The organism is Bartonella sp. SL320 (assembly GCF_059687635.1).
In genome coordinates, this window is record NZ_CM185143.1 from 99,877 (window position 1) to 123,085 (window position 23,209).

Consider the following 23,209-nt stretch of genomic DNA (forward strand, 5'->3'; position numbering starts at 1 on the left):
TTAATGTGCCTCATCCCAATTTTGAGCCGCCATAACTTTCACTTCAAGAGGCACAGATAAAGATAAAACAGGCATTGTAGCATTTTCCATGATATTTTTAACAACAGCCATGGTTTTTTTGTTTTCTTCTTCTGGTACTTCAAAAATAAGTTCATCATGCACTTGCAGCAACATTTTTGCTGATAGATTTTCTTCTTTTAAAGCATCTTCCATCTGTATCATAGCACGGCGAATAATATCGGCTGCAGAACCTTGAATTGGAGCATTAATAGCCGCCCTCTCATTAAGAGAACGAATTTTTACATTCTTTGCGCTTATTTCTGGATAATGGATACGACGTCCAAAAATTGTTTCTACATAACCATTCTCACGCGCAAAAATTTTTGTCTTTTCCATATAATCTTTAATGCCTGGAAATCTTTCAAAATAAAGTTGAATATAACGACTTGCTTCTTGGCGTGAAATTCCCAATTGATTGGCTAATCCAAACGCTGAAATGCCATAAATAATACCAAAATTAATTGCTTTTGCACGCCGTCGTATATCTGAGTGCATCCCCTCTATCGCAACACCAAACATTTGTGACGCCGTTATAGCGTGAATGTCATGTCCTTTAGCAAAAGCTTCTTTTAATGCTTTTATATCCGCAATATGTGCAAGAATGCGTAATTCAATCTGACTATAATCAGCAGAAAGTAAAACATGTCCTTTGGGAGCAATAAAAGCTGTTCGAATTTTACGTCCTTCAGCAGTCCTTACTGGAATATTTTGCAAATTTGGCTCTGATGATGATAGGCGCCCTGTTGATGTTATTGCCAAAGAATAATTCGTATGAACACGTCCTGTTTTTGGTAAAATATAAGAAGGCAAAGCATCAGCATAGGTCGATTTTAGCTTTGCAAGTTGACGCCACTCAATAATTTTACGCGGTAAAACATGACCTTCAGCTGACAACTCTTCTAAGGTCTGTGCAGAAGTTGACCATTGTCCACCCTTGGTTTTAGCGCCTCCAGGCAATCCCATTTTGCCAAAAAGGATATCCCCTAATTGCTTTGGCGAAGCAATATTAAATTTTTCATCTGCTAATTGATAAATTTCTTCTTCTAAAATCAAAGCAGCTTGTGCCAATTCTCCTGAAAGTCGCAATAAAATCTGCCGATCAATAAGAATCCCACGTTCTTCCATTCTTGCAAGAACTTCTACAAGTGGACGATCAAGGCGCTCATAAATTTTTGTCATTCCCCGAGCGACAAGTTGTGGTTTCAAAACTTGCCAAAGGCGTAGCGTTATATCGGCATCTTCCGCCGCATAAAGGGTTGCTTGTTTTAAATCTACTTGTGCAAAAGAGGTTATCTTTTTACCGTTATGCGTTAAATCCTTATAGGCAATTGGTTTATGCCCAAGCCAACGTTCAGATAGATCATCCATGTTATGGGTTAAAGTTCCTGCATCCAAAGCATAAGACAAAAGCATGGTGTCATCAAAAGAACGTATCACAATGTCGTATTGCTTCATCACCAACCAATCATATTTTATATTCTGACCAATTTTTAACACTGCTGAATCTTCTAATAGCGGCTTTAAAAGTTCTAAAGCTTTTTGAGTCTCAATCTGCGAGGCAATACGCCCGCTGCTCAAAAGGTCCTCTTCTCCTTCATCAAAATGTTCAAGAGGTATATAGGCTGCTTTTCCTGGTTGTAATGCGAGTGAAAAACCAACAAGCTTTGCTTGCATCGGATCAAGAGAAGTTGTTTCAGTATCAAAAGCGAAAAAACCCTGCTCTTGTGCTTGTGATAACCACTCTTTTAAAATATCCTCATCAAGAATCGTTGTATAAGTCTCTCTTGTAATTTTTTGGGTTAGTGCTTGATCTTTACGTTTTTGTGCAAAAACTTGAGGAGAATTTTCAGAAAAATTATGATGAGATTTCTGCTCTATATGCTTGGTATTAGAATCATCTTGGTTATTAGGCTTTTCCCATTCAACATTTACATCAAGTGCATCAATAACAGCTGCATCGCATAATGTTTCCTCTGCAACGCGACGCGTTAATGTTGAAAATTCCATTGCTTTTAAAAAAGCAATTAAGCGTGGTCCATCTTGTGGTTCCAAAATAAAATCATCTAAATCACTATCTATAGGAACATCTGTTTTAAGCCTAACAAGTTCACGAGAAATTTTAACCTGTTCACTATAAGCTTGTATGTTTTCACGCCGTTTTGTTTGTTTAATTTCAGTCACACGTTGTAATAAAAGATCAAGAGAACCGAACTGATTTAACAACTGAGCGGCAGTTTTTGGTCCAATGCCTGGAATGCCTGGTATATTATCCGTCGAATCTCCAATTAATGCTTGTAAATCAATCATCTTTTCAGGGGGAACACCCCATTTTTCTATAACTTCTGAAATACCTATATGCTTGTCTTTCATTCCATCATACAAGGATACATGCTGATTGACGAGTTGCATAAGATCTTTATCAGAAGAGATAATGGTTGTTTTTGCACCAACTTTTGTTGCTAATTGTGCATAGGTTGCTATCAAATCATCTGCTTCAAAGCCTTCCTTTTCAATACAAGGCAAATTAAAAGCCTTTGTTGCTTGGCGTATTAACGCAAATTGAGGAATTAAATCTTCGGGAGGTTCAGAGCGATTCGCTTTATATTGAGGATAAATTTGTTTTCGAAAAGTATCAGAAGAATAATCAAAAATAACAGCAAAATGTGTTGGAATAATACCTGTTGCTTTATTGCGGGCATCACAGAGTAATTTCCATAACATATTACAAAAACCAGCTACGGCTCCTATAGGAAGGCCATCCTTTTTACGTTTTAAAGGCGGCAAAGCATAGTAAGCACGAAAAATATAGCCCGATCCGTCAACCAACAAAAGATGATCTGTTGCTTTCATGACAATTTTATTTCTCCATTTCAGCTAAAAAAACACATTACCCTTATATATTTTTTTCACTTTTATTTTAATTTTTTTCATTTTGCCTCTAAAAAGCCATTTTTTCTTTCCATAAGACGTGAAGTCGTTACACATTATATTACGTACCTAGAGCTTTTCTTTGCTGTTACAGGATTAATAGCTTTCATTTTGCTCCTCCTATGATAGCTGAGGTACGATGTAGCGACAGGGTCGTTGTGGTGTTCCCCTCCCCACAACGACCGTTTTTTTTGACATCTATATTTTTCATTTTTAATCTTAAGTAACTTTTTTAGAGAAAGGGTAAGGGTGTTATTCATAAACTTTGAAATTATTCCACAAAGCTTTTTCACCCATTTTATTGATAAAATCAGCGTGCAACTTTTTTTCTTGTGTACTCAATCTTGAAGGCAGAATCTGTGGACGTAATTTAACTGTATAAGGGGCATCTTTATCATTTTGGGTATGTTCATCAGCACCCCTTCTATTATCAAAACCCAATACGCCCTGCTTTCCACCAATCAGTTCAATATAAACATCGGCCAAAATCTCTGCATCAAGCAAAGCACCATGAAGAACACGATGGCTGTTATCAATTCCAAAGCGTTTGCATAAAATATCAAGAGAATTAGGTCCCATAGGGAATTTACGCCGTGCCATAGCCAATGTATCAAGAATATTATCAACACTGATAAGAGGCTTATTGACGCGTTTTAATTCTGCATTAATAAAACCGATATCAAAGCTTGCATTATGCGCGATCATCGTTGCGCCTTTGATAAATTCTAAAAATTCATCAACAATATCACTAAAACTTTTCTCGTTTTTTAGGCGCTCATTGGTTAATCCGTGAATTGCCACAACTTCATCAGGAATAATAACGCCTTCAGGATTTAAATAAACGTGAAACTGGCGCCCCGTAAGATAACGATCAATCATTTCTACACAACCAATTTCAATGATGCGATCTTTCTCTTTATCTAAACCTGTTGTTTCTGTATCAAAAATAATTTCCCGCATGATTTCAATTCTTTAGCAATTTTCTTATCACATCAAAAACTTGTTGGCGTGTATTTTCTAAATCTTTCCCTGTATCAATAATAAAGTCAGCACGTTCTCTTTTTTTTCATCCGGCATTTGTCTCGCATTGATAAAGGAAAATTTTTTCTCATTCATACCTTGGCGAATCATTACACGTTCTTTTTGTATTTCTGGTGGAGCAGAAACAACAATAACGCTATCTACACGATTTTCACCATTTTTTTCAAACAGAAGAGGAATATCAAGAACAACTAATTTTTCCCCTTTTTTGCGTGCTGTATCAATAAATTCTCTTTCCTTTTCTTGTACCAAAGGATGAATTATTTCTTCTAGTGTTTGTAATTTTTCCTTATCATCAATCAAAATTTCAGAAAGTTTCAAACGATTAACTTCACCGTTTTCAATAACACTAGGAAAAATACGTTCTATGCGCGATAAAACTGACTCACTTCTATAAAGTTGTTGTACCGCCTCATCAGCACTAAAAACAGAAATACCCGCTTGCTTGAAAAAATCGGCAACTGTCGATTTTCCCATAGCAATTGATCCCGTTAATCCTATGACCTTCATTCTCTTTCTTTACTCATATCCTCTAAAATAGCTGTCCGTAACGCTTTGGTTACCTGTGGTCTTATTCCAAACCACCGTTCAAAACCTATAACAGCCTGATGTAAAAGCATCCCAAATCCATCAATAGTCTTTAGACCACAAGCTTTTGCTTGTTGTAAAAAAGGGGTTATCAATGGTGTGTAAACAATATCTGTTACCAATGCTGTTTTTTTTGCTTTATGAAAATCACAAAAAAAAGAAGTACTTTCTTCTTCTGGATTTTTTATACCTATAGAAGTTGTATTAACAATCAAATCAGCTTGATAAAGTATTTCATGAATTTTATGCCAATCATAAACTTTAATGGGTTTTCCAAAATGATCTGCTAAGTTATCAGCGCGTTTTTTTGTACGGTTAACGAGATAAATCTGTTCAAATCCGCGTTTTTTTAAAGCATATAGAATAGCGCGTGCTGCACCACCTGCTCCAAAGACAAGAGCAGTTTCCCCTCCCCAATCAGGTGCAAAATCATCAAGATTAGCGCTAAAACCATAAGCATCACTATTTGTGGCACAAAGTTTATCTCCTTCATACCAAAGTGTATTGGCAGCACCAATTATTGTTGCTCTCTCATCTTTATAATCTGCTAAACGAAAGGCTTCCTGTTTATGAGGAAGAGTAACATTTCCTCCACAAAATCCCATTTTTTGTAAAGAAGTCATAAAATGACTGAATTCTTCAGAGCTTACTTCTTGTGCAAGATATTCTCCTTGTAAACCATATTGTTCCAACCAAAAATTGTGAATTTTTGGCGATTTTGAATGATGAATTGGAAAACCAACAACAAAAGCACGGAGATAATTTGTTTGTCTTGTTATTAAGTCAACCATCAATAATTCCCAAATGACGTAATTTTACGAGCAGAGGCAGTAAGGGTAAACCAACAATGGTAAAAAAATCTCCATCAATTTTTTCAAAGAGATGGATCCCTTCTCCTTCAATTTGATAGACTCCTACACTATTTAAAACATCTTTTCCGACACGCGCTAAATAACGTTCAATGAATTCTGATGATAATGGACGTACGAACATATGTGCGCTAAAAGCTTCCACCCAAATTTTTTGACCATTTTTAAATAAAGCTACCGCACTATGAAGAGAATGTTTTTTTCCTGATAATTCACACAAACGTTGATGAGCTTCCTTAATATTTTTTGCTTTATGAAAAACTTTTCCCTCCAAATCAAGCACTTGATCACAACCAATAACGAAAGCCTCAGGAAAATGATCTGAAACATTTTTTGCTTTTTCACCCGCAAGAAAACAGCTAAGTTCTTTAGGTGTTTTTTCTTTTGCTTTTTTTTCTACTTCTCTTTCATCAAAAGAAGCTCCTTCAACAAAAAAATTTAAACCTGCTTTTTTCAATAATTGTGCACGATAAGAACTAAGAGATGCTAATATTAACGTATCTGCGTTCATGAAAATTTTCTCTTATTTTCCTTCACGAAATCGTGATAAAAGTTCAAATATTGCAGCAGCAGTTTCTTCAATAGAGCGCCTTGTGACATCAATGATAGGCCACCCAAAACGTTCGCAAATGCGTTTTGCATAGATTAATTCTTCACCTATATTAATACGATTCGTATAACTCTCAAGAGCAAAACCTTCCCCTAAATCTCTATTTTGGCGAATATGTGAGATTCTTTCAGCTGAAGCAATTAGACCAACAATCAAAGAATTTTTTGCCTCTAAAAGGGATTCTGGCAAATCAATGTTAGGAATAAGGGGAACATTGGCCGTTTTTATTCCGCGATTTGCTAAATAAATACTTGTTGGCGTTTTAGAAGTCCTTGATATTCCAACAAGAATTACATCCGCTTCAGATAAACTACTGGAAGATTGTCCATCATCATGTTCTATTGTAAAATCCAATGCCTCAATACGGCGAAAATAATCTGCATTAAGATCATGTTGTGCACTCGCACGTAAATGGGTCGGCATTCCAAGGTAAGACTGAAAAACATTTAAAACAGGATGCAATATATCAATACAGGGAACTTTTATTTTTTTGCATCTTTTTTGAAGAAGAAGCTTAAGTTCTTCATCAATCATTGTGTAGAGAACAATACCTGGCTCTTGTTGTATTTCATCAAGAGCTTTTTGTAACTGTAATTTGTTACGAATCATAGGATAGATATGCTCTGTTGCTTCACTCATTGTATATTGTGATGCCACAGCTCTTCCAACAGAAATTAATGTTTCTCCTGTTGCATCAGAAAGCATGTGTAAATGAAAGGATTTTTTTTCTTTTGTCACAAAAATTTTAACTCCTTGTTAAGACATGTGTATATATCTTCAGTAATTTTGATAAAACCAAAACTTAGGAAAAATCTTCCATTATTATGCACAAATTAATCCCTTGTGATAATCAAATATCTCTTATGAAAAAAAAGAAAGGATAATGTCTTTAAGGCAGTGTTATTTTTATTCTTTTTTTTTCTCTTTTGTGGATAAAATTGAGGATAAATGAAGGATAAATAATAATCCACACTAAACACAGCTTTAAATAAAAAGAATCCTCTCTTTAAATATAAATTTATTAATAAATTTTAAAAAATATCTTTGAATAATATTTCATAAATGTTACAGTTTTAATCATACCTCTATTATAATAATTAAAATACTATTTGGATTTTTATAATTTTAGAACTTTTCATATAATTTATTAATATTACACAAATAAATTTCATATAAATGACACTTGCGGATTTTAAAAATTGAGTGTAAAACGTTATTTTCTTAGGAATATTTCATTCTATAAAATTTCCATGAATTGTTTAGGGTAATTCTCTCCTTAGTTAAAAGAGCATATTTCATGCAAAAAATGAAACTACAAGAACTTAAAAGCAAAAATCCCGTTGAACTTGTTTCTTTTGCTGAAACGTTAGAAGTCGAAAATGCTTCACTTATGCGCAAACAAGAATTAATGTTTGCGATTTTGAAAAAACTTGCTCTACAAGATGTCGAAATTATAGGAGAAGGTGTTGTTGAGGTTTTGCAAGACGGATTTGGATTTTTACGATCTGCTGATGCTAACTATCTTCCTGGACCTGATGATATCTATCTTTCACCATCACAAATTCAGTCATTTTCTTTAAAAACAGGCGATACCATTGAAGGTCCTATACGGAGTCCAAAAGAAGGGGAGCGTTATTTTGCTCTTCTTAAAATTAATACAATTAATTTTGAAAAGCCTGAGAAAATTCGTTATAAAATTCACTTTGATAATCTTACACCTCTTTATTCAAATGAACGTTTCCAGATGGAAATACAAGATCCTACTGAAAAGGATATGTCATCGCGGGTGATTGATTTGATATCTCCATTAGGAAAAGGACAAAGAGGGTTAATTGTTGCACCGCCACGGACTGGAAAAACAGTTCTCCTTCAAAATATTGCTCATTCTATAACCACTAATCATCCTGAATGTTATCTTATTGTTCTTTTAATTGATGAGAGACCAGAAGAAGTTACGGATATGCAGCGTTCAGTAAAGGGAGAGGTTGTTTCTTCTACTTTTGATGAACCAGCAATACGTCACGTACAAGTAGCAGAGATGGTTATTGAAAAAGCTAAACGTCTCGTTGAATCTGGACGTGATGTTGTTATTCTTCTGGATTCTATTACGCGTCTTGGGCGTGCATATAATACGGTTGTTCCTTCTTCCGGTAAGGTTTTGACAGGTGGTGTCGATGCAAATGCTTTACAACGTCCAAAACGTTTTTTTGGTGCTGCACGTAATATTGAGGAAGGTGGATCTTTAACCATTATTGCAACGGCTTTGATTGATACAGGAAGCCGTATGGATGAGGTTATTTTTGAAGAATTTAAAGGAACTGGTAACTCGGAAATCGTTCTTGATCGAAAAGTTGCTGATAAGAGAATTTTCCCTGCTATGGACATTTTAAAATCAGGAACACGTAAAGAAGAGCTTTTGGTTGCACGACAAGATTTGCATAAAATTTTTGTTCTTCGTCGTATTTTAGCGCCTATGAATGTAACAGATGCGATTGAATTTTTGATTGATAAATTAAAGCAAACAAAAAACAATAGCGAATTTTTTGATTCAATGAATACGTAGAATCGTTAAAGTTTTTATTAGGATAGAACCTGTGGATACAATCTTTGCTGTTTCGAGTGGATTGTTACCTTCAGGGGTTGCAGTCATTAGGCTTTCTGGTCCCCATGTTGTGCATGTAGTTAAAACGCTTTGTGGTTGTTTACCTAAAGCGCGCTTTATGCATTATGGAAATCTTACTGCTCATGATGGTAGCTTTTTAGATTCTGCTTTAACTGTTTTTTTTCCTGCTCCTCATAGTTTTACAGGAGAAGATTGTGCAGAATTCCATTTACATGGGGGAAAAGCGGTTGTTAATCGTTTTCTTGATGAATTATCAACATTTTCTGGATGTCGTATTGCAGAGGCCGGTGAATTTTCACGTCGTGCATTTAGGGAGGGAAAATTAGATCTTGTTCAAGCAGAAGGTCTTGCTGATTTAATAGAGGCAGAAACGGAAAGTCAACGGCGTTTAGCGGTGATGGGGACAAGTGGGCATTTAACAAAACTCTATCGTGATTGGCGCCATAAACTTATGAAGGCGCGTGCTTTTATTGAAGCAGAACTTGATTTTGTTGATGAAGCAGATATTCCCAACGCAATATCTGATAAAATTTGGAAAGATGTGGAAAATCTTTGTACTTCTCTTCGAGAACATATTGCTGAAGGAGAACGTGCAAGTATTTTACGTGATGGATTAAAAATTGTTATTGCGGGGGCTCCAAATTCTGGAAAATCAAGCATTATGAATCGTTTGGCTGGAAGATCTGTTGCTATTGTGACGGAAGAAGCAGGCACAACGCGTGATGCTTTAGAGATGAGGCTTATTCTTGGTGGTTTACCTGTTTTTTTAACGGATACTGCTGGTTTTAGAAAAACAGAAAATAAAATAGAACAATTAGGAATAGAAGTTGCTAAACAACATGTTAGAGAAGCTGATTTGGTTATTTTAGTTTATGATATAGGAAATCCTAGGCAAGTTAATTTACCAGAAACATCGGCTGAAATATGGCGTGTTGGCAATAAGCTTGATCTTTATGAACAAAATGATCAACGTTTGTCTATCCAATTTTCTGCATTAACGGGGTTAAATTTTGATTGTTTTATCAAAGAACTTGAATCATTTTGTCATCATCGTGCTTCTGAAGTTGGGAACCTTGTCCCGGCGCGTAAAAGGCAACTTCAACTCTTAAAGGAAGCTGTTGGAGAGATTGAAAATTCTCTCAATTATCATTTTCTTGATCTTAGTTTACGTGCAGAACATCTTCGTCGTGCAAGTGATTTTCTTGGAAGAATTACGGGAGATATTGATGTTGAAGATTTACTTGATATTATTTTTTCAGAGTTTTGTGTCGGTAAATAATGATTCACGTGAAACATTGATTATTTCATAGACATATCTAAAAGATTATGTAATTTATATCCTGTTTCACGTGAAACTTTGGAATTATTATTATTCTTTATGGAATGAATTAAATGCAATCGTATGACGTTGTTATTGTTGGTGGTGGTCATGCTGGCTGTGAAGCAGCTTCGGCTTCAGCGCGTGTAGGAGCAAAAACAGCGCTTGTGACACATAAAATATCAGCACTGGGAACAATGTCTTGTAATCCTGCTATTGGTGGTCTTGGAAAAGGGCATTTGGTTCGTGAGATAGATGCTTTAGATGGCCTCATGGGACGCGCAGCAGATGCTGCAGGAATTCAGTTTAGACTCCTTAATCGACGCAAGGGACCAGCAGTAAGAGGTCCACGAACACAAGCAGATAGACAACTCTATAAAGAAGCTATTCAAAGACTTTTAAAAGAACAAGAAAATCTGACGCTCATTGAAGATGAAGTTATTGATTTGGTTATTAAAGACCATTGTATATCAGGTGTTGTTTTAAAAGAACAAGGAACATTTTTTTCCGGTGCTGTTGTTTTAACAACAGGGACATTTTTAAATGGCTTTATTCATATTGGTGATAAAACGTGGGCTGCTGGCCGTATGGGAGATCCAGCAAGTGTGCAACTTGCTGAACGTTTGAAAAAATATGCTATAAAACTTGGGCGATTAAAAACGGGTACCCCTGCTCGTTTGAGTAAAAAAACAATTGATTGGGATCGTCTTCCAAAACAACAAGCCGATGAAGATCCTGTGCCTTTTTCTCTTTTAACAGAAAAAATTGAACAACCACAAATTGAATGTGCTATAACACGTACAAATACACAAACACATAAAATTATTCGTGATAATATTCATCGTTCTGCTTTATATTCTGGAAATATTGAAGGATTAGGACCTCGTTATTGTCCCTCAGTTGAAGATAAAATTATAAAATTTGGGGAACGTGATGGGCATCAGATTTTTCTAGAACCAGAAGGTTTAAATGATGATACAGTTTATCCAAATGGTCTTTCCACTTCTCTTCCAGAAGATGTACAAATTTCCCTATTGAAAACCATTGAAGGGTTGGAAAATGCTACAGTTTTGCAACCCGGTTATGCTATTGAGTATGATTTTGTTAATCCGCAGCAATTAACAAGAAGTTTAGAATTGCGCTCTTTACCAGGATTGTTTTTAGCAGGACAAATTAATGGTACAACAGGATATGAAGAAGCTGCAGCACAGGGACTTTTAGCTGGATTAAATGCGGCACGAAAAGTGGGTAAATTAGATGAAATACTCATAAGTCGTTCTACCGCTTATATTGGTGTTATGGTTGATGATTTGGTTTCACGTGGTGTTTATGAACCTTATAGAATGTTTACTTCACGTGCTGAATTTCGTTTATCTTTACGATCTGATAATGCTGATACGCGTTTAACGCCTTTGGCACAAGAATGGGGTATTGTCAGTAAAATCCGTTGGGAGTATTATCAGAAAAAGCAACAACGGCTTGATCAAGCGCGCTCAATGTGCAAAGATCTCTTTTTAACACCTAATGAAGCTTCTGCTCATGGATTACACGTTAATCATGATGGAATTCGTCGTTCAGCTTATGACTTTCTTGCTTATCCGCATGTAACTTTAGAGCGTCTTTCACATTTTTGGCCACAATTAAAAACAATTGATTCTAAAACTGTAGAATCTTTAGAAATTGAAGCACAATATGCGGTTTATTTGGATAAACAGGCACAAGATATTGCCTCTCTTCAGAGAGATGAACGTTTAGAAATCCCTTCATCTCTTGATGTTCAGGCAATTTCAGGTCTTTCAAATGAGCTTAAATCAAAAATTAAAGAAGTGTCGCCGCGTTCAATTGCTGATGCACAAAAAATTGATGGTATGACACCCGCCGCGTTATCACTTATTATTACATATATTCAACGTCAGCGACGTGAAAAGGCTAAAACAGCTTAATGGATTTTTCTACAGAACAAAAATATCAGCAACTATTAGATATTGTTCCTTCTGTTTCACGTGAAACGATGGAAAATTTAATTCAGTTTGAGTCTTTAATCCTTCAGTGGAATGCGCACATTAATTTGATATCTGCTGCAACAATACCAGATCTATGGGTACGTCATATCTTAGATTCAGCACAAGTTTTTCCTTTGTATAGTCATTCTTTGCAGTGGTGTGATTTAGGATCAGGAGGAGGTTTTCCTGCGATAGTGATTGCTATCTTTCTGAAAGAAAAAAAAGCAGGACATATTAATCTTGTTGAAAGTAATGGAAAAAAAATAGCTTTTTTGAGAACAGTTATTGCTCAACTTAATCTTCCAGCAACAGTTTATCACGCTAGAATTGAAGATGTATATCAAAAAATCCCTATATCTGATATCATAACAGCACGGGGATTAGCGCCACTTGATACTCTATTAGAGCTTATTTTTCCTTTATTAACAGAAAAAACAGTCGCTCTTTTGCAAAAAGGTCGGGATTACGCTACAGAAATAAAAAATGCCTCTGCCAATTGGCACTTTGATCTGTTAAAACATAAAAGTAAAGTTGATGAAAATTCTGTTATTTTAGAAATTTCTCATATTCGATCATATTAGAGGGTAAAGCAAAATGAGCGAAACAAGAATTATCGCTATTGCAAACCAAAAAGGTGGAGTCGGAAAAACAACCACAGCAATTAATCTTGCAACAGCTTTAGCTGCCATTGGTGAAAATGTTCTTATTATGGATGTTGATCCACAAGGTAATGCAAGTACAGGCTTAGGAATTGATCGTAACAGCCGTCCTTTATCGTCTTATGATGTTCTGGTTTCAGGAGTTTCAATTACACAAGCAGCTTTAAAAACAGCTGTCCCCAATCTTCATATTGTTCCTTCTACACTTGATCTCTTAGGTGTAGAAATGGAAATTTCATCATCTCAAGATCGTATACGACGCTTACGTAAAGCTCTTTATGATGATCCGGAGATGGAAAAAAAATTCAATTATATTTTAATTGATTGTCCACCATCACTTAATCTTCTGACATTGAATGCTATGGGGGCTGCAGACTCTATTTTGGTACCTATGCAATGTGAATTTTTAGCGCTTGAAGGTTTAAGTCAATTGCTTGAAACAGTAAAACAAGTGCGATCTGTTCTTAATCCATCTTTAGAAATCCAAGGTATCGTTTTAACAATGTATGATGGACGTAATAATCTTTCAAATCAAGTTGTTGAAGATGTACGCTCTTTTATGGGAGATAAAGTTTATCGCACTATTATTCCACGAAATGTAAGAGTATCAGAAGCGCCCTCTTTTGGTAAACCTGTATTGCTTTATGATCTTAAATGTGCTGGGAGCCAAGCTTATTTGCGTTTAGCATCAGAGGTGATTCAACGTGAAAAAAAAGCACGCGCTGCTGCTTAGAAATATAAAAAATATTCAAAGAGAAAAATTATGAGTGATGATCTTTCAAAAAAAAGACTAGGACGTGGATTAGCAGCATTGATTGGAGATATGAATTTAAATAACAATCTTGCGCGTTCATCAAATTTTGATAAATCAACAGAATCCGGTAGCATTTCTGAAAGATTTGTTCCTCTTGAGTCTATTTCATGTAATCCTCATAATCCACGGCGTCATTTTACTGAAACAGAACTTGATAATTTGGCACAATCAATTCGTCAGCATGGGGTGGTTCAACCCGTTATTGTAAGACCTTTAAGAGATCATTCTCATCGGTTTGAGTTGATCGCAGGTGAGCGGCGTTGGCGTGCAGCACAACGTGCAAATTTAACCCAATTACCCGTTATTGTTCGTGATGTAGATGATAAAACCGCTTTGGAATTGGCTATTATTGAAAATGTTCAACGGGCTGATCTTAATCCTATAGAAGAAGCAAAGGGATATGAGATGCTCTTAAATGAACATGATTATACACAAGTAGATTTAGCGCAAGTTATCGGAAAAAGTCGTAGTCATGTTGCAAATACGCTTCGTTTGTTAAAACTTCCAGAAAAAGTACAACAATTTTTAACAGATGGACAACTTTCTGCGGGACATGCACGATGTCTTATAACCGTTGATAATCCACAAGAGTTAGCTGAAAAAATTATCCGTGAAGGGCTTTCTGTACGTCAAACAGAAATACTTGCTTATGAGCAAGCTAATCCTAAGACTAAAAAACGTACCACTGTTGAAAAGGATGCAGAAACAAAATCTTTAGAAAAATTACTTGCAGATGTAATCGGAATGAAAGTTATGATTAGGCATGGTAAAAAAGGTGGTGATTTAAAAATACATTACTCTTCATTAGAGCAATTAGATGAAATTTGTCGTCGTTTACAAAATTAATCAATTCGTTTAAAAAGAGTTTTTAACAACCGCCTCTTAAAATTTTGATCATTCTGTACATATGTTTTTTAGCAAATTCAATATTGCTTGAAGATATAACATTTTGTTTATGAGGAAAAGTTTTTTCATTTATAAGCACATTTAATGTTTCTTGAAGTGCTAAGTGAGCAATAATAAAATCTCTAGGTGTGAGATTATTTTTTCTCAAAATATTTACAAGTCTAGGTTTACTAGAAATGTAAGCTATATATTCTTCAATATGATCATCATGAGTAGTAGGATCATTTTTGATTTTAGCTGTTTCTGGCTCTGGAGATAAGTTTTTACATTCTTTTGCAACTTTCTCCAGCTTTAAAAGAAGATCTTCTGTTAAGAGATAATTGGCAACAAAAGGTAATGTAAGAGAAGGATCATCTATTTTTTGCTTTGTTTCTTGAGCGTATGATATAAAAGGGAAAAGAAAAAGAAAGAACAATGCAACTTTAAACATAATTTAATATCCTTTCTTTTTTCATTTTTTACTCTTTATTTTTAGAAAAATCATTTATAAATATGACTGAAAATAAGATAATTATTCGGCATGATAAAAATATAATGATTTTAAATAAGCCCTTTTAAAATAAGGGTATGCCTCTTGCGAAGAATAGAACGGCAGAATAGAACGCCACTGGGTTGTTAATTTATGCTCTTGTTTTAAAAAAGATATCTTTCAAGCTTTTCCAAGCCTATTCCATAATGGTTTCCGTGAATGGTATAACGATAAGGAGCCATCAATAAAAACTATGGGCTTCCAATCTTTATACTTATGAAAGAGCATAACCATATCATTGCATACTTTTTCAGTTTCCAATGTGCGCTAAACCTTCTTCACTTAAGACTATTCATAAAAAGTATTTTTATTATAAAGTTTTACTCCACAGAGATCTCTCTGCTTCTAATATGCAAGCTGATGGTTTTTATTCTTTTAAAATGAGAGAGATTTGGAATAAGGAAATCTAGAGGTATTTAAGGTTCTAATATAATATAATATAAATTAGAGACAAATTATCATTATAAATCAAATATATTGACTTATATAGAGCAATGGGATGATATTTTTTGATATTTCATAACTGATTAGTTTCTCAAAATGAGCTCTTTACAGCTCCCTAAAAGAGTCGTTATTTTGTGAAAATGTCTTTTGACAAATTTAAGATTGTTTAAAAATATAATATTTTTTTCATGTGAATATTCATTTTCGGGTACAAATGCAAGAAGCATTGATATTTCTGTAAGTGCTAAGGTGCCAGCAGCAAAGTCTTTAGCTGTAATATTATTTTCTTTTAAAATACTCATGAGTTTTGGTTTACTAGAAATATAGGCAGTGTAATTTTCAATACTGGAGTGAACATTAGAATCATAAGTAATAGATTTATTTTTTATCTCTGGAAGTAAATTTTCACATTCTTTTTCAATTTTTTCCAACTTTAAGAGAAGATTTTCTGTTAAGGGATAATTGGCAATGAGAGGTAATGTAAGAGAGGGATTACCTGTTTCTTGCTTTTTTTCTTGAGCGTATGATACAAAAGGGAAAAGGAAAATAAAGCATAATACAACTTTAAACATCATTAAAAATTATCTTTTCTTTTTCGAACTTCAGAAAAGACCTCTTCATCTGTAGAGTTTTTCATTGAAAGATTCTTTCTAATTTTTTGATCATCCCAACGAAGAAAAGGGTTTGTTGCTTTTTCTTGTCCTAAAGTGACTGGTAAAGTCATGGCATTTTTTGCACGCAATGAAAAAACTTCTTCTGCTCTTTGTTGAAGTTTTTGATTATGTGGATCAAGTGTTAATGCGAAAAGAGCATTATTTTTTGTGTACTCATGTCCGCAATAAAGAAGCGTTTCGTTGGGAAGTTGACGCAGCTTTTTTAAAGAATTCAGCATTTGTGCGGTCGTTCCTTCAAATAGACGTCCACAACCGAGAGAAAAAAGCGTGTCTCCAGCAAAGAGTAATTTTTTTTCAGGAAAATAGTAGGATAATGCGCCTAAGGTATGGCCAGGGGTTGAGAGAGCTAGAAGCGTATGAGAACCGAAGCTAAGTTTTTCATCAGGTTTAAGTGTTTGATCAAGATAATGAATCTTTTCTTTTTCTGCTTCTGGTCCGATAATAATAGCGTTGTAGACTTTTTTTAATTCTGCTACACCTTCCACATGATCATGATGATGATGCGTCACAAAAATAGTGTTAAGTGTCCAGTTACGGCGTTTTAAAACATTATGAATAGCTTCACTTTCAGGTGCATCTATTGCGGCTGTCATACCGCTTTTTTCATCATGGATGAGCACAGCAAAATTATCTTCTCGACAGATAAACTGTTCAATCAACATGTTTTTTCTCCAGAACAGTGTATCTGTCAATCAATCTATAAAGTCGTCTGTAGCGGTGAATTTGTTTAAGAATTAGATTTGTCCTCTTCTGTAAAAAGCCCTTGTGAGTGTTTTAGTATAATAGGCATTTGGGTAAGCATAAAGAGAATTGTTATAGGCATCACACCAAAGACTTTGAAACTCGTCCAAAAATTATCACTAAAATTGCGCCAAATGATTTCATTTAAAAGAGCAAGAAAAAGGAAAAAAAATGCCCAACGGTAGGTGAGTTTTTGCCAGCCCAAATCGTCAAGTTTTAAGGTAGAGTCAAGAGCATAACGTAAAAGTGGTTTTTTAAAAAACATTCCACCAAAAAGAATAATCGCAAATAAGCTATTAATGATTGTTGGTTTCATTTTTATAAAAGTATCGTTATGAAGCCAAAGCGTTAGAAAGCCAAAAACGAGAACAAATACCCCAGAAATAAGAGGCATAATAGGAATTTGTTTTGCAAGAACCCACGATAAGCTTAAAGAAATAATAATCGCTACCATAAAAATAGCTGTTGCAGGGAAAATAGGCTTACTAAAACTTTGAAAAAATTCAATGTTTTTGATCAACCATTCTCCTTTATAATTGGCAAAAAAGAAGGTAACCAACGGTCCCATTTCCAAGAAAAACTTAAATGTTGGTGAGAGGGGTGTTTTTTTATTGTCGTCCATATTTTTTTCAGAATTATTGTGTGAATTAGGGGTAAATAAAGGCTGTTTCATACATGTTTTCCTACGATAGTTTCGGCAAAGTCAGAAGCAGAAAAGGGTTGAAGGTCTTCAATATTTTCTCCTACACCGATAAAATAAATGGGTAATTTATATTTTTCTGCGATAGCAACAAGAATTCCTCCGCGGGCAGTTCCATCCAGCTTTGTCATGACTAAACCATTAACACCAGCAATATCACGGAAAATCTCTACTTGGCTGAGTGCATTTTGTCCGGTGGTTGCATCAAGCGTTTGAAGGATTGTATGAGGAGCTTGGGGGGAGTGTTTTTTTAAAACACGAATAATTTTTGCTAACTCATCCATCAATTCAGATTTATTTTGTAAACGTCCAGCTGTATCAATAATGAGTACATCACTGTTGTCTTTTTTTGCTTTTTCAAAAGCATCAAAGGCTAAACTAGCAGCATCTGCACCCAATTTCGTTGAAATAACAGGAGAATTGGTACGTTTACCCCAAATATGCAATTGTTCAATCGCTGCAGCTCGGAAAGTGTCACCGGCCGCAAGCATAACTTTTAATCCCCCTTCCGTTAATTTGGCTGCAAGTTTTCCAATTGTTGTCGTTTTTCCAGTACCGTTTACACCGACCAGCAAAATAACATGAGGCTTATGACTGAGGTCAAGTTCTAATGGCATTGCTACAGGTTCCAGAACTTTTTTGATTTCATCAGCGACAATTGTATGAATGTCATCTGGAGAGAGATCTTTTTCATAACGACTGGAAGCTAAAGTATTCGTGATGCGTGTTGCCGTTTCTATGCCGAGGTCAGCTTGAATAAGAATATCTTCGAGCTCTTGCAATGTCTCTTCATCAAGTTTTCTTTTAACAAAGAGATCGGCAATTGATCCGCTTAGGCGTTGTGAAGAAAGAGCTAAACCTTTTTTAAGGCGTCCAAACCACGCTGTCTTTTTTTGTTCAACAGAGGGGCCAGGTAAAGTTTCTTCACACTTTTTTTCATGGATAGTGTTTGTGACAATAACCTTACCAGAAAGAGGGCTTTTATCAGGATTAGCCTCTAAAGAGGAAGATTTTTCATCATATTTTACAGGTGTTGACTTTTGATTGTTTGTTTTTTGTTCTTTTTCTATATCTGTAGAGATTTGGTTGTTTTTTGTTCTTTCATTTTTGTCCTTATTTTCTTCTATTATATCGCGCGTATCAGGAATAGAAATTTGTTCTATTTCCTGCTCTTTAGATTTGTTAAAAGAAAAAATTTTTTTAATAAAAGACTTTGTCATAAGAATTTTCCTGCTCAAGCAGCATTTAATTTTGGAGGGATAGCAATTAATTTATCGCCATCATGGTCAACGATAAGGGCTTGAACAATTGTTCCTGCTTTTGCACCTTTAATTTGTACAAGAGTATAATCTTCTGTTCGTCCAATTTCATCTTTTTCAACGAGGATTGTTTGTTGACTGTTTTGTAAATGAGCAAGATGCTTTTGGTAAGCTTCGTCACCTGCCTTGCGCAATCTTTCAGCACGCATCTTAACTACTTTACGGTTGACTTGTGGCATTCGTGCGGCAGGTGTCCCTTCTCTTGGACTAAAAGGGAAAACATGAAGGTGGGTTAAATTACACTCTTTTATTAAAGCGAGGCTGTTTTGAAACATCTCTTCTGTTTCGGTAGGAAAACCAGCAATTAAGTCAGCACCATAAACCATTGTAGGACGTTTGGTGCGCAATTCTTGGCAAAACTGAATAGCATGTTCACGTAGATGACGCCGTTTCATCCGCTTTAAAATCATATTGTCACCGGCTTGCAACGATAAATGCAAATGAGGCATGATTCTTTTTTCATAGGCTAAAAGATTTATTAGTTCTTCGTCTGCTTCAATAGAGTCAATAGATGAGAGACGTAATCGCGGTAAGTCAGGGACATGATGTAAAATGGCTGAAGTTAATTTTCCTAGATTAGCCTTTCCGGGCAAATCGTGACCATAACTTGTAAGGTCAACACCTGTAAGGACCACTTCTTGAATCCCCTCACCGATCAGTTTTTTTATTTGTTCAATAACAGCGCCCATGGGAACTGAACGTGATGGTCCACGTCCATAAGGAATAATGCAAAATGTACAGCGATGATCGCACCCGTTTTGTACCTGTACAAAAGCCCGTGTGCGTTCTTGCATGGCACTGACCATATGGGGAGCAATTTTTTGTACTTCCATGATATCATTGATACGCACCTTTTCGGAATGGTTAATACCAAAATCAGGAAGTTGACGATAAGAATGGGCGTGAAGTTTATCTTCGTTTCCTAAAACGAGATCTACCTCTGTCATGGAGGCAAAATTTTGTGCTTCTGTTTGAGCTGCACATCCTGTTACAATAATGCGTGCATGAGGGTTTTTACGTCGCGCTTTGCGGATAGCTTGTTTTGCTTGTCGTACAGCTTCGGCGGTGACAGCGCAGGTGTTAAAGATAATAGCACCATCTTTCAGCTGGTCTAGTCCGGAAGAAGTGCTTTCTTTGCGAATGATTTCCGATTCATAGCTATTGAGTCGACAACCAAAAGTTACAATTTCTATTGCCATCAAAAGTGATCCTTTTTGTAGTACCCTGTTAGAGGATTTAAAAAACCACTAAATTGATATTTTATCGGCCCGGTCATAATAATGTGATCGTCTTCTCGGTAAAAAATATTAAGTGTTCCCCCTGGTAAGTTTACATCGATATGGCGCTCTGTCAGACCACGTCGATAAGCAGCCACTGCACTTGCACAAGCAGCACTCCCACATGCTTGTGTTAAGCCTGCACCTCGCTCCCATGTACGTAAATTTAGACTTTTCTTTGACGTTATGCAAGCAATGGAAATATTGCACCGTTCTGGAAAAAGGGAGTCATGTTCAAGTTTTGGTCCATATTTTTCTAATGGAAAATGTTGAATATCATTTTCAACAAAAAAGATAGCATGAAGATTGCCAATAGATATAAGGCAAGCGTCTTTTAAGGGACCAGCTGTAATTTCTACGTGATTGGTATCAACTATTTCACGTGAAACAGGCATTTCTTTTGCATTAAAATTGGGGCATCCCATATCAACAGAGATGAGATTGTCGATTTGGCGTTTTCCTTCAATAATTCCAGCAGGGGTTTCTAAACGAAAACTTTCACCAAAATTGTGATCTGTGAGCCATGCAATGACACAGCGGGTACCATTGCCACAAGCTTTAGCCTTTGAACCATCAGCATTCCATATTTCGATGCGGAAATCGGCCTCTGTCTTTAGTGGTGTGTGGATGGCCATGATTTGATCAAAATGCATTTCAGGATCTGCTGCTAAAGCTAGGATTGCTTGTGATGTAAGAGGCTGTACACTTTCACGCAGATCAGCAACAATAATTTGATTTCCAAGACCGTCCATTTTGCTAAATGGCGCTTTCATAAAAGTTCTCTATTTCTAATGATTACTTATCAAGAGATATATGACTGAAAATCTTATAAATTTCTAGTGTTTAATCATTATAAAACTGGATACATAAATTATTTTATTTAAAATAAGCAATTTTATTCTATTTTTTTAATTTGTTAATTTATCTTTGTAACTATAACAAATATTCACTTAAATCTTTTTGTGAGCTTATTTATTGTCGTGGGAGAGAGTACAGATATGTCGTTTTCAAAAAATTCGTTTTTCATTGCAATGTCAACTGTAATGCTTTTAGGGGGCTGTTCAACAGCGCGGTTTGACAGTAATGATAATAGCAATGCATTAGAAGTTTTTTATCCATCTCAACAAATGACAACATTAGAAGTGTCTGATCTGTCGGCTTCTTCATCAATATCTGATGCTACCAATGCTTCAATGTATGATTATGATAAAGGGGATTCTCAAAGTGATGGACGAATGGCTAATCTCGAACTGCCAAGCAATGCCACTGATTTATTTCCTGCAAGTATTGCTGGGGTGTGGAATCTTTCTATAGGGGGTAAGATTTGCCGAATTGCAACACCACAAACGAAATTTGGACAAGGATATCGTGCTGGTCCTTTACACTGTCCAGGAATTGCTTCCCAAGTGAAATCGTGGGCCGTTAAAGGAAAAAGATTATATTTTTATAATAATTCTGGACGTGTTATCATTGCTCTTTATTCTTCAAATCTTGATCGTTTTGAAGGACGTACACTTGATAATTATTCCGTTGTTTTAAGTCGTTAAATCATTTTTGACTATTTATGAAAAAATAAGCTATATGAAAAAATTCATGAAAAGAAATTGTCTTTTTCACAGAGAACGGTTTGAAAAAGGTTGATTGGATGCTTCTCGTTTCAACACGCTATAAGGAGCTGGTCTCTAAAGGAGAAGTTTTTTTTGATCCTGCTCAATTAGCTGTAACAGAAGATTTTGATCATTTATTAAAAAAAATTTCAAAACAAAATATTTCTCATTCTTGTCCTTGGATATTTTGTTCTTTTTTTAAAAAAATATTTAAAAGGAAAAAACAAAATATTTATCATGTTGAAAAACAAGAGAATGAAAATAGTTCTTTTCAGGGATTGTATATTTATGGTGAAGTAGGACGAGGCAAAACCATGCTGATGGATTTGTTCTTTTCTTGTTTGCCTAAAGGCCATAAAAAACGTGCCCATTTTAATGATTTTATGGCTGATGTGCATGATCGTATTAATTTTTATCGTCAAGCATCTGGGCGTGCAAAATTTAAACAAAATAATCCTATTTTAGCTGTTGCTGAAGATCTTGCACGAGAAGCAAAGGTTCTTTGTTTTGATGAGTTTAGTGTCACAGATATTGCTGATGCTATGATTTTGGGGCGGCTTATGTCTGCTTTGTTTGATAAAGGAATTTTCTTTATTGCGACTTCAAATGTGGCGCCGGATAACCTTTATTATAATGGTTTAAATCGTGAACTCTTTTTGCCTTTTATTGCCGTTTTGAAAGCATATGTTCGTGTTATTAATCTTGATGCAAAAACAGATTATCGTCTTGAAAAATCAAATTTACAGCCCGTGTATATGACACCTTTAGGAAAAAAAGCCAATGAATACATGGATCAAGCGTGGGCACTTGTGTTGCAAGGACATAAGGAAATATCTGATGAGCTTTCTATAAAGGGGCGCCTTATTCCTATTCCGCGTTTTGCTGCGGGTTGTGCACGCTTTGATTATCGAGATTTATGTTCAAAGCCTTTGGCCGCAGCTGAATATTTGCTATTAGCGGAGCGTTATCATACGATTTTTATCGATAATGTACCGGTTATGGATGATACATATCGCAATGAAACAAAACGGTTTATTTTGCTTATTGATATTCTTTATGAGCGCCACATCCGGTTATTTATGTCGGCAGCAGCAGGGGTTGAGGATTTGTATAAGGGGCATGCTCAAACTGCAGAAACATTTGAATTTCAAAGAACACAGTCTCGTCTTTTTGAAATGCAAAGCCATGATTATTTGAAACTTTGGGAAGAACATTTTCCTTTGAAGAAGAAGCGTTGATTATACTTTTAACTTTACGTAAACTGTAAAAACAATGGCTCTTTGCAATTAAAGAAATGTAATAATTCTGTTGTATTTTTTTTAAATTCACTTTATCGATACATCATGATAATTTTCTAATAGTTGTTTCTGCAGAGGGTTGTTGTTTCTGTAAGGAGAGAAATTTGTAAATTTCATTTCTTTACTCCTTTTTATGATATTGTTTGAATATGATTGTCGTCAAAAATATTCAGTACATGGGCACTGATGAGTGTGCACTGA

Annotated in this window: 20 protein-coding genes and 1 pseudogene; 8 read left to right on the plus strand and 13 right to left on the minus strand. The window is 35.4% G+C overall.

Annotated features, from left to right (window positions below):
- The 6 genes and pseudogenes from polA to AC6ER8_RS00380 all read right to left on the minus strand — a co-directional run bounded on the left by polA (position 1) and on the right by AC6ER8_RS00380 (position 6,834).
- On the minus strand, positions 1-2,910 hold the full coding sequence (gene polA / locus AC6ER8_RS00355; protein WP_497078395.1) for a DNA polymerase I: 2,910 nt from the start codon (positions 2,908-2,910) through the stop codon (positions 1-3).
- A 330-nt stretch (positions 2,911-3,240) separates the two neighbouring features.
- Positions 3,241-3,948, minus strand: a complete 708-nt coding sequence (gene dnaQ, locus AC6ER8_RS00360) for a DNA polymerase III subunit epsilon (protein WP_497078397.1) — start codon at positions 3,946-3,948, stop codon at positions 3,241-3,243.
- Positions 3,949-3,952: 4 nt separating this feature from the next.
- Positions 3,953-4,539, minus strand: a pseudogene (coaE, locus tag AC6ER8_RS00365) (dephospho-CoA kinase).
- Positions 4,536-5,408 (minus strand): shikimate dehydrogenase, encoded by an 873-nt coding sequence (locus tag AC6ER8_RS00370; protein ID WP_497078399.1) that lies wholly within the window; start codon positions 5,406-5,408, stop codon positions 4,536-4,538. Before AC6ER8_RS00370 ends, coaE begins: the two are co-directional and overlap by 4 nt.
- Positions 5,401-5,997, minus strand: a complete 597-nt coding sequence (locus AC6ER8_RS00375) for a Maf family nucleotide pyrophosphatase (protein ID WP_497078401.1) — start codon at positions 5,995-5,997, stop codon at positions 5,401-5,403. The genes AC6ER8_RS00370 and AC6ER8_RS00375 overlap by 8 nt, the downstream gene beginning before the upstream one ends.
- A 12-nt stretch (positions 5,998-6,009) precedes the next feature.
- Positions 6,010-6,834: a pyruvate, water dikinase regulatory protein gene (locus AC6ER8_RS00380; RefSeq protein WP_497078403.1), complete on the minus strand. Its 825-nt coding sequence runs from the start codon at positions 6,832-6,834 to the stop codon at positions 6,010-6,012.
- A gap of 559 nt (positions 6,835-7,393) precedes the next feature.
- On the opposite strand from AC6ER8_RS00380, the gene rho reads away from it, so the two are divergent.
- From rho to AC6ER8_RS00410, 6 genes are all read left to right on the plus strand, one after another.
- Positions 7,394-8,659, plus strand: a complete 1,266-nt coding sequence (gene rho / locus AC6ER8_RS00385) for a transcription termination factor Rho (RefSeq protein WP_497078405.1) — start codon at positions 7,394-7,396, stop codon at positions 8,657-8,659.
- Between the two features lie 31 nt (positions 8,660-8,690).
- Positions 8,691-9,998, plus strand: coding sequence for a tRNA uridine-5-carboxymethylaminomethyl(34) synthesis GTPase MnmE (mnmE, locus tag AC6ER8_RS00390; protein ID WP_497078407.1), 1,308 nt, complete (start codon positions 8,691-8,693; stop codon positions 9,996-9,998).
- Positions 9,999-10,111: 113 nt separating this feature from the next.
- Positions 10,112-11,980 carry a tRNA uridine-5-carboxymethylaminomethyl(34) synthesis enzyme MnmG gene (mnmG, locus tag AC6ER8_RS00395; RefSeq protein WP_497078409.1) on the plus strand — a complete coding sequence of 623 codons (1,869 nt, stop codon included), beginning with the start codon at positions 10,112-10,114 and terminating at the stop codon, positions 11,978-11,980.
- A complete protein-coding gene (gene rsmG, locus AC6ER8_RS00400) occupies positions 11,980-12,621 on the plus strand; it encodes a 16S rRNA (guanine(527)-N(7))-methyltransferase RsmG (RefSeq protein WP_497078411.1) in 642 nt (213 codons plus the stop codon). Before mnmG ends, rsmG begins: the two co-directional genes overlap by 1 nt.
- A 13-nt stretch (positions 12,622-12,634) precedes the next feature.
- Entirely contained in the window at positions 12,635-13,432 is a 798-nt protein-coding gene (locus AC6ER8_RS00405; protein ID WP_497075089.1) for a ParA family protein, read from the plus strand.
- Positions 13,433-13,462: 30 nt separating this feature from the next.
- Entirely contained in the window at positions 13,463-14,359 is an 897-nt protein-coding gene (locus tag AC6ER8_RS00410) for a ParB/RepB/Spo0J family partition protein (protein WP_497078413.1), read from the plus strand.
- Between the two features lie 22 nt (positions 14,360-14,381).
- Here AC6ER8_RS00410 and AC6ER8_RS00415 read toward each other — a convergent pair whose 3' ends face one another.
- The 7 genes from AC6ER8_RS00415 to dapF form a co-directional block, all read right to left on the minus strand.
- Positions 14,382-14,849 (minus strand): hypothetical protein, encoded by a 468-nt coding sequence (locus AC6ER8_RS00415; protein WP_497078415.1) that lies wholly within the window; start codon positions 14,847-14,849, stop codon positions 14,382-14,384.
- Between the two features lie 626 nt (positions 14,850-15,475).
- Positions 15,476-15,967: a hypothetical protein gene (locus AC6ER8_RS00420; RefSeq protein ID WP_497078417.1), complete on the minus strand. Its 492-nt coding sequence runs from the start codon at positions 15,965-15,967 to the stop codon at positions 15,476-15,478.
- Positions 15,967-16,728 (minus strand): hydroxyacylglutathione hydrolase, encoded by a 762-nt coding sequence (gloB, locus tag AC6ER8_RS00425; RefSeq protein WP_497078419.1) that lies wholly within the window; start codon positions 16,726-16,728, stop codon positions 15,967-15,969. Before gloB ends, AC6ER8_RS00420 begins: the two co-directional genes overlap by 1 nt.
- A gap of 65 nt (positions 16,729-16,793) precedes the next feature.
- Positions 16,794-17,480, minus strand: coding sequence for a septation protein A (locus tag AC6ER8_RS00430; RefSeq protein WP_497078421.1), 687 nt, complete (start codon positions 17,478-17,480; stop codon positions 16,794-16,796).
- Positions 17,477-18,727, minus strand: coding sequence for a signal recognition particle-docking protein FtsY (ftsY, locus tag AC6ER8_RS00435; RefSeq protein WP_497078423.1), 1,251 nt, complete (start codon positions 18,725-18,727; stop codon positions 17,477-17,479). The genes AC6ER8_RS00430 and ftsY overlap by 4 nt, the downstream gene beginning before the upstream one ends.
- A gap of 14 nt (positions 18,728-18,741) precedes the next feature.
- The gene (mtaB, locus tag AC6ER8_RS00440) at positions 18,742-20,025 is read right to left on the minus strand and encodes a tRNA (N(6)-L-threonylcarbamoyladenosine(37)-C(2))-methylthiotransferase MtaB (protein ID WP_497078425.1); all 1,284 of its coding nucleotides are present in this window, start codon (positions 20,023-20,025) and stop codon (positions 18,742-18,744) included.
- The gene (gene dapF, locus AC6ER8_RS00445) at positions 20,025-20,876 is read right to left on the minus strand and encodes a diaminopimelate epimerase (protein ID WP_497078427.1); all 852 of its coding nucleotides are present in this window, start codon (positions 20,874-20,876) and stop codon (positions 20,025-20,027) included. Before dapF ends, mtaB begins: the two co-directional genes overlap by 1 nt.
- Positions 20,877-21,101: 225 nt before the next feature.
- Here dapF and AC6ER8_RS00450 point away from each other — a divergent pair, with 225 nt between their 5' ends.
- Together AC6ER8_RS00450 and zapE are read left to right on the plus strand one after the other, a co-directional pair.
- Entirely contained in the window at positions 21,102-21,650 is a 549-nt protein-coding gene (locus AC6ER8_RS00450; RefSeq protein WP_497078429.1) for an AprI/Inh family metalloprotease inhibitor, read from the plus strand.
- A 98-nt stretch (positions 21,651-21,748) separates the two neighbouring features.
- Positions 21,749-22,948 (plus strand): cell division protein ZapE, encoded by a 1,200-nt coding sequence (gene zapE / locus AC6ER8_RS00455; RefSeq protein ID WP_497079685.1) that lies wholly within the window; start codon positions 21,749-21,751, stop codon positions 22,946-22,948.
- Positions 22,949-23,209: the final 261 nt, after the last annotated feature.

Bases quoted from the DNA above. Each gene is read 5' to 3' on its own strand.
- polA (WP_497078395.1), bottom strand. From the start codon at position 2,910: ATGAAAGCAACAGATCATCTTTTGTTGGTTGACGGATCGGGCTATATT.
- dnaQ (WP_497078397.1), bottom strand. From the start codon at position 3,948: ATGCGGGAAATTATTTTTGATACAGAAACAACAGGTTTAGATAAAGAG.
- AC6ER8_RS00370 (WP_497078399.1), bottom strand. From the start codon at position 5,408: ATGGTTGACTTAATAACAAGACAAACAAATTATCTCCGTGCTTTTGTT.
- AC6ER8_RS00375 (WP_497078401.1), bottom strand. From the start codon at position 5,997: ATGAACGCAGATACGTTAATATTAGCATCTCTTAGTTCTTATCGTGCA.
- rho (WP_497078405.1), top strand. From the start codon at position 7,394: ATGCAAAAAATGAAACTACAAGAACTTAAAAGCAAAAATCCCGTTGAA.
- mnmG (WP_497078409.1), top strand. From the start codon at position 10,112: ATGCAATCGTATGACGTTGTTATTGTTGGTGGTGGTCATGCTGGCTGT.
- rsmG (WP_497078411.1), top strand. From the start codon at position 11,980: ATGGATTTTTCTACAGAACAAAAATATCAGCAACTATTAGATATTGTT.
- AC6ER8_RS00405 (WP_497075089.1), top strand. From the start codon at position 12,635: ATGAGCGAAACAAGAATTATCGCTATTGCAAACCAAAAAGGTGGAGTC.
- AC6ER8_RS00410 (WP_497078413.1), top strand. From the start codon at position 13,463: ATGAGTGATGATCTTTCAAAAAAAAGACTAGGACGTGGATTAGCAGCA.
- AC6ER8_RS00415 (WP_497078415.1), bottom strand. From the start codon at position 14,849: ATGTTTAAAGTTGCATTGTTCTTTCTTTTTCTTTTCCCTTTTATATCA.
- AC6ER8_RS00420 (WP_497078417.1), bottom strand. From the start codon at position 15,967: ATGATGTTTAAAGTTGTATTATGCTTTATTTTCCTTTTCCCTTTTGTA.
- gloB (WP_497078419.1), bottom strand. From the start codon at position 16,728: ATGTTGATTGAACAGTTTATCTGTCGAGAAGATAATTTTGCTGTGCTC.
- AC6ER8_RS00430 (WP_497078421.1), bottom strand. From the start codon at position 17,480: ATGAAACAGCCTTTATTTACCCCTAATTCACACAATAATTCTGAAAAA.
- ftsY (WP_497078423.1), bottom strand. From the start codon at position 18,727: ATGACAAAGTCTTTTATTAAAAAAATTTTTTCTTTTAACAAATCTAAA.
- mtaB (WP_497078425.1), bottom strand. From the start codon at position 20,025: ATGGCAATAGAAATTGTAACTTTTGGTTGTCGACTCAATAGCTATGAA.
- dapF (WP_497078427.1), bottom strand. From the start codon at position 20,876: ATGAAAGCGCCATTTAGCAAAATGGACGGTCTTGGAAATCAAATTATT.
- AC6ER8_RS00450 (WP_497078429.1), top strand. From the start codon at position 21,102: ATGTCGTTTTCAAAAAATTCGTTTTTCATTGCAATGTCAACTGTAATG.
- zapE (WP_497079685.1), top strand. From the start codon at position 21,749: ATGCTTCTCGTTTCAACACGCTATAAGGAGCTGGTCTCTAAAGGAGAA.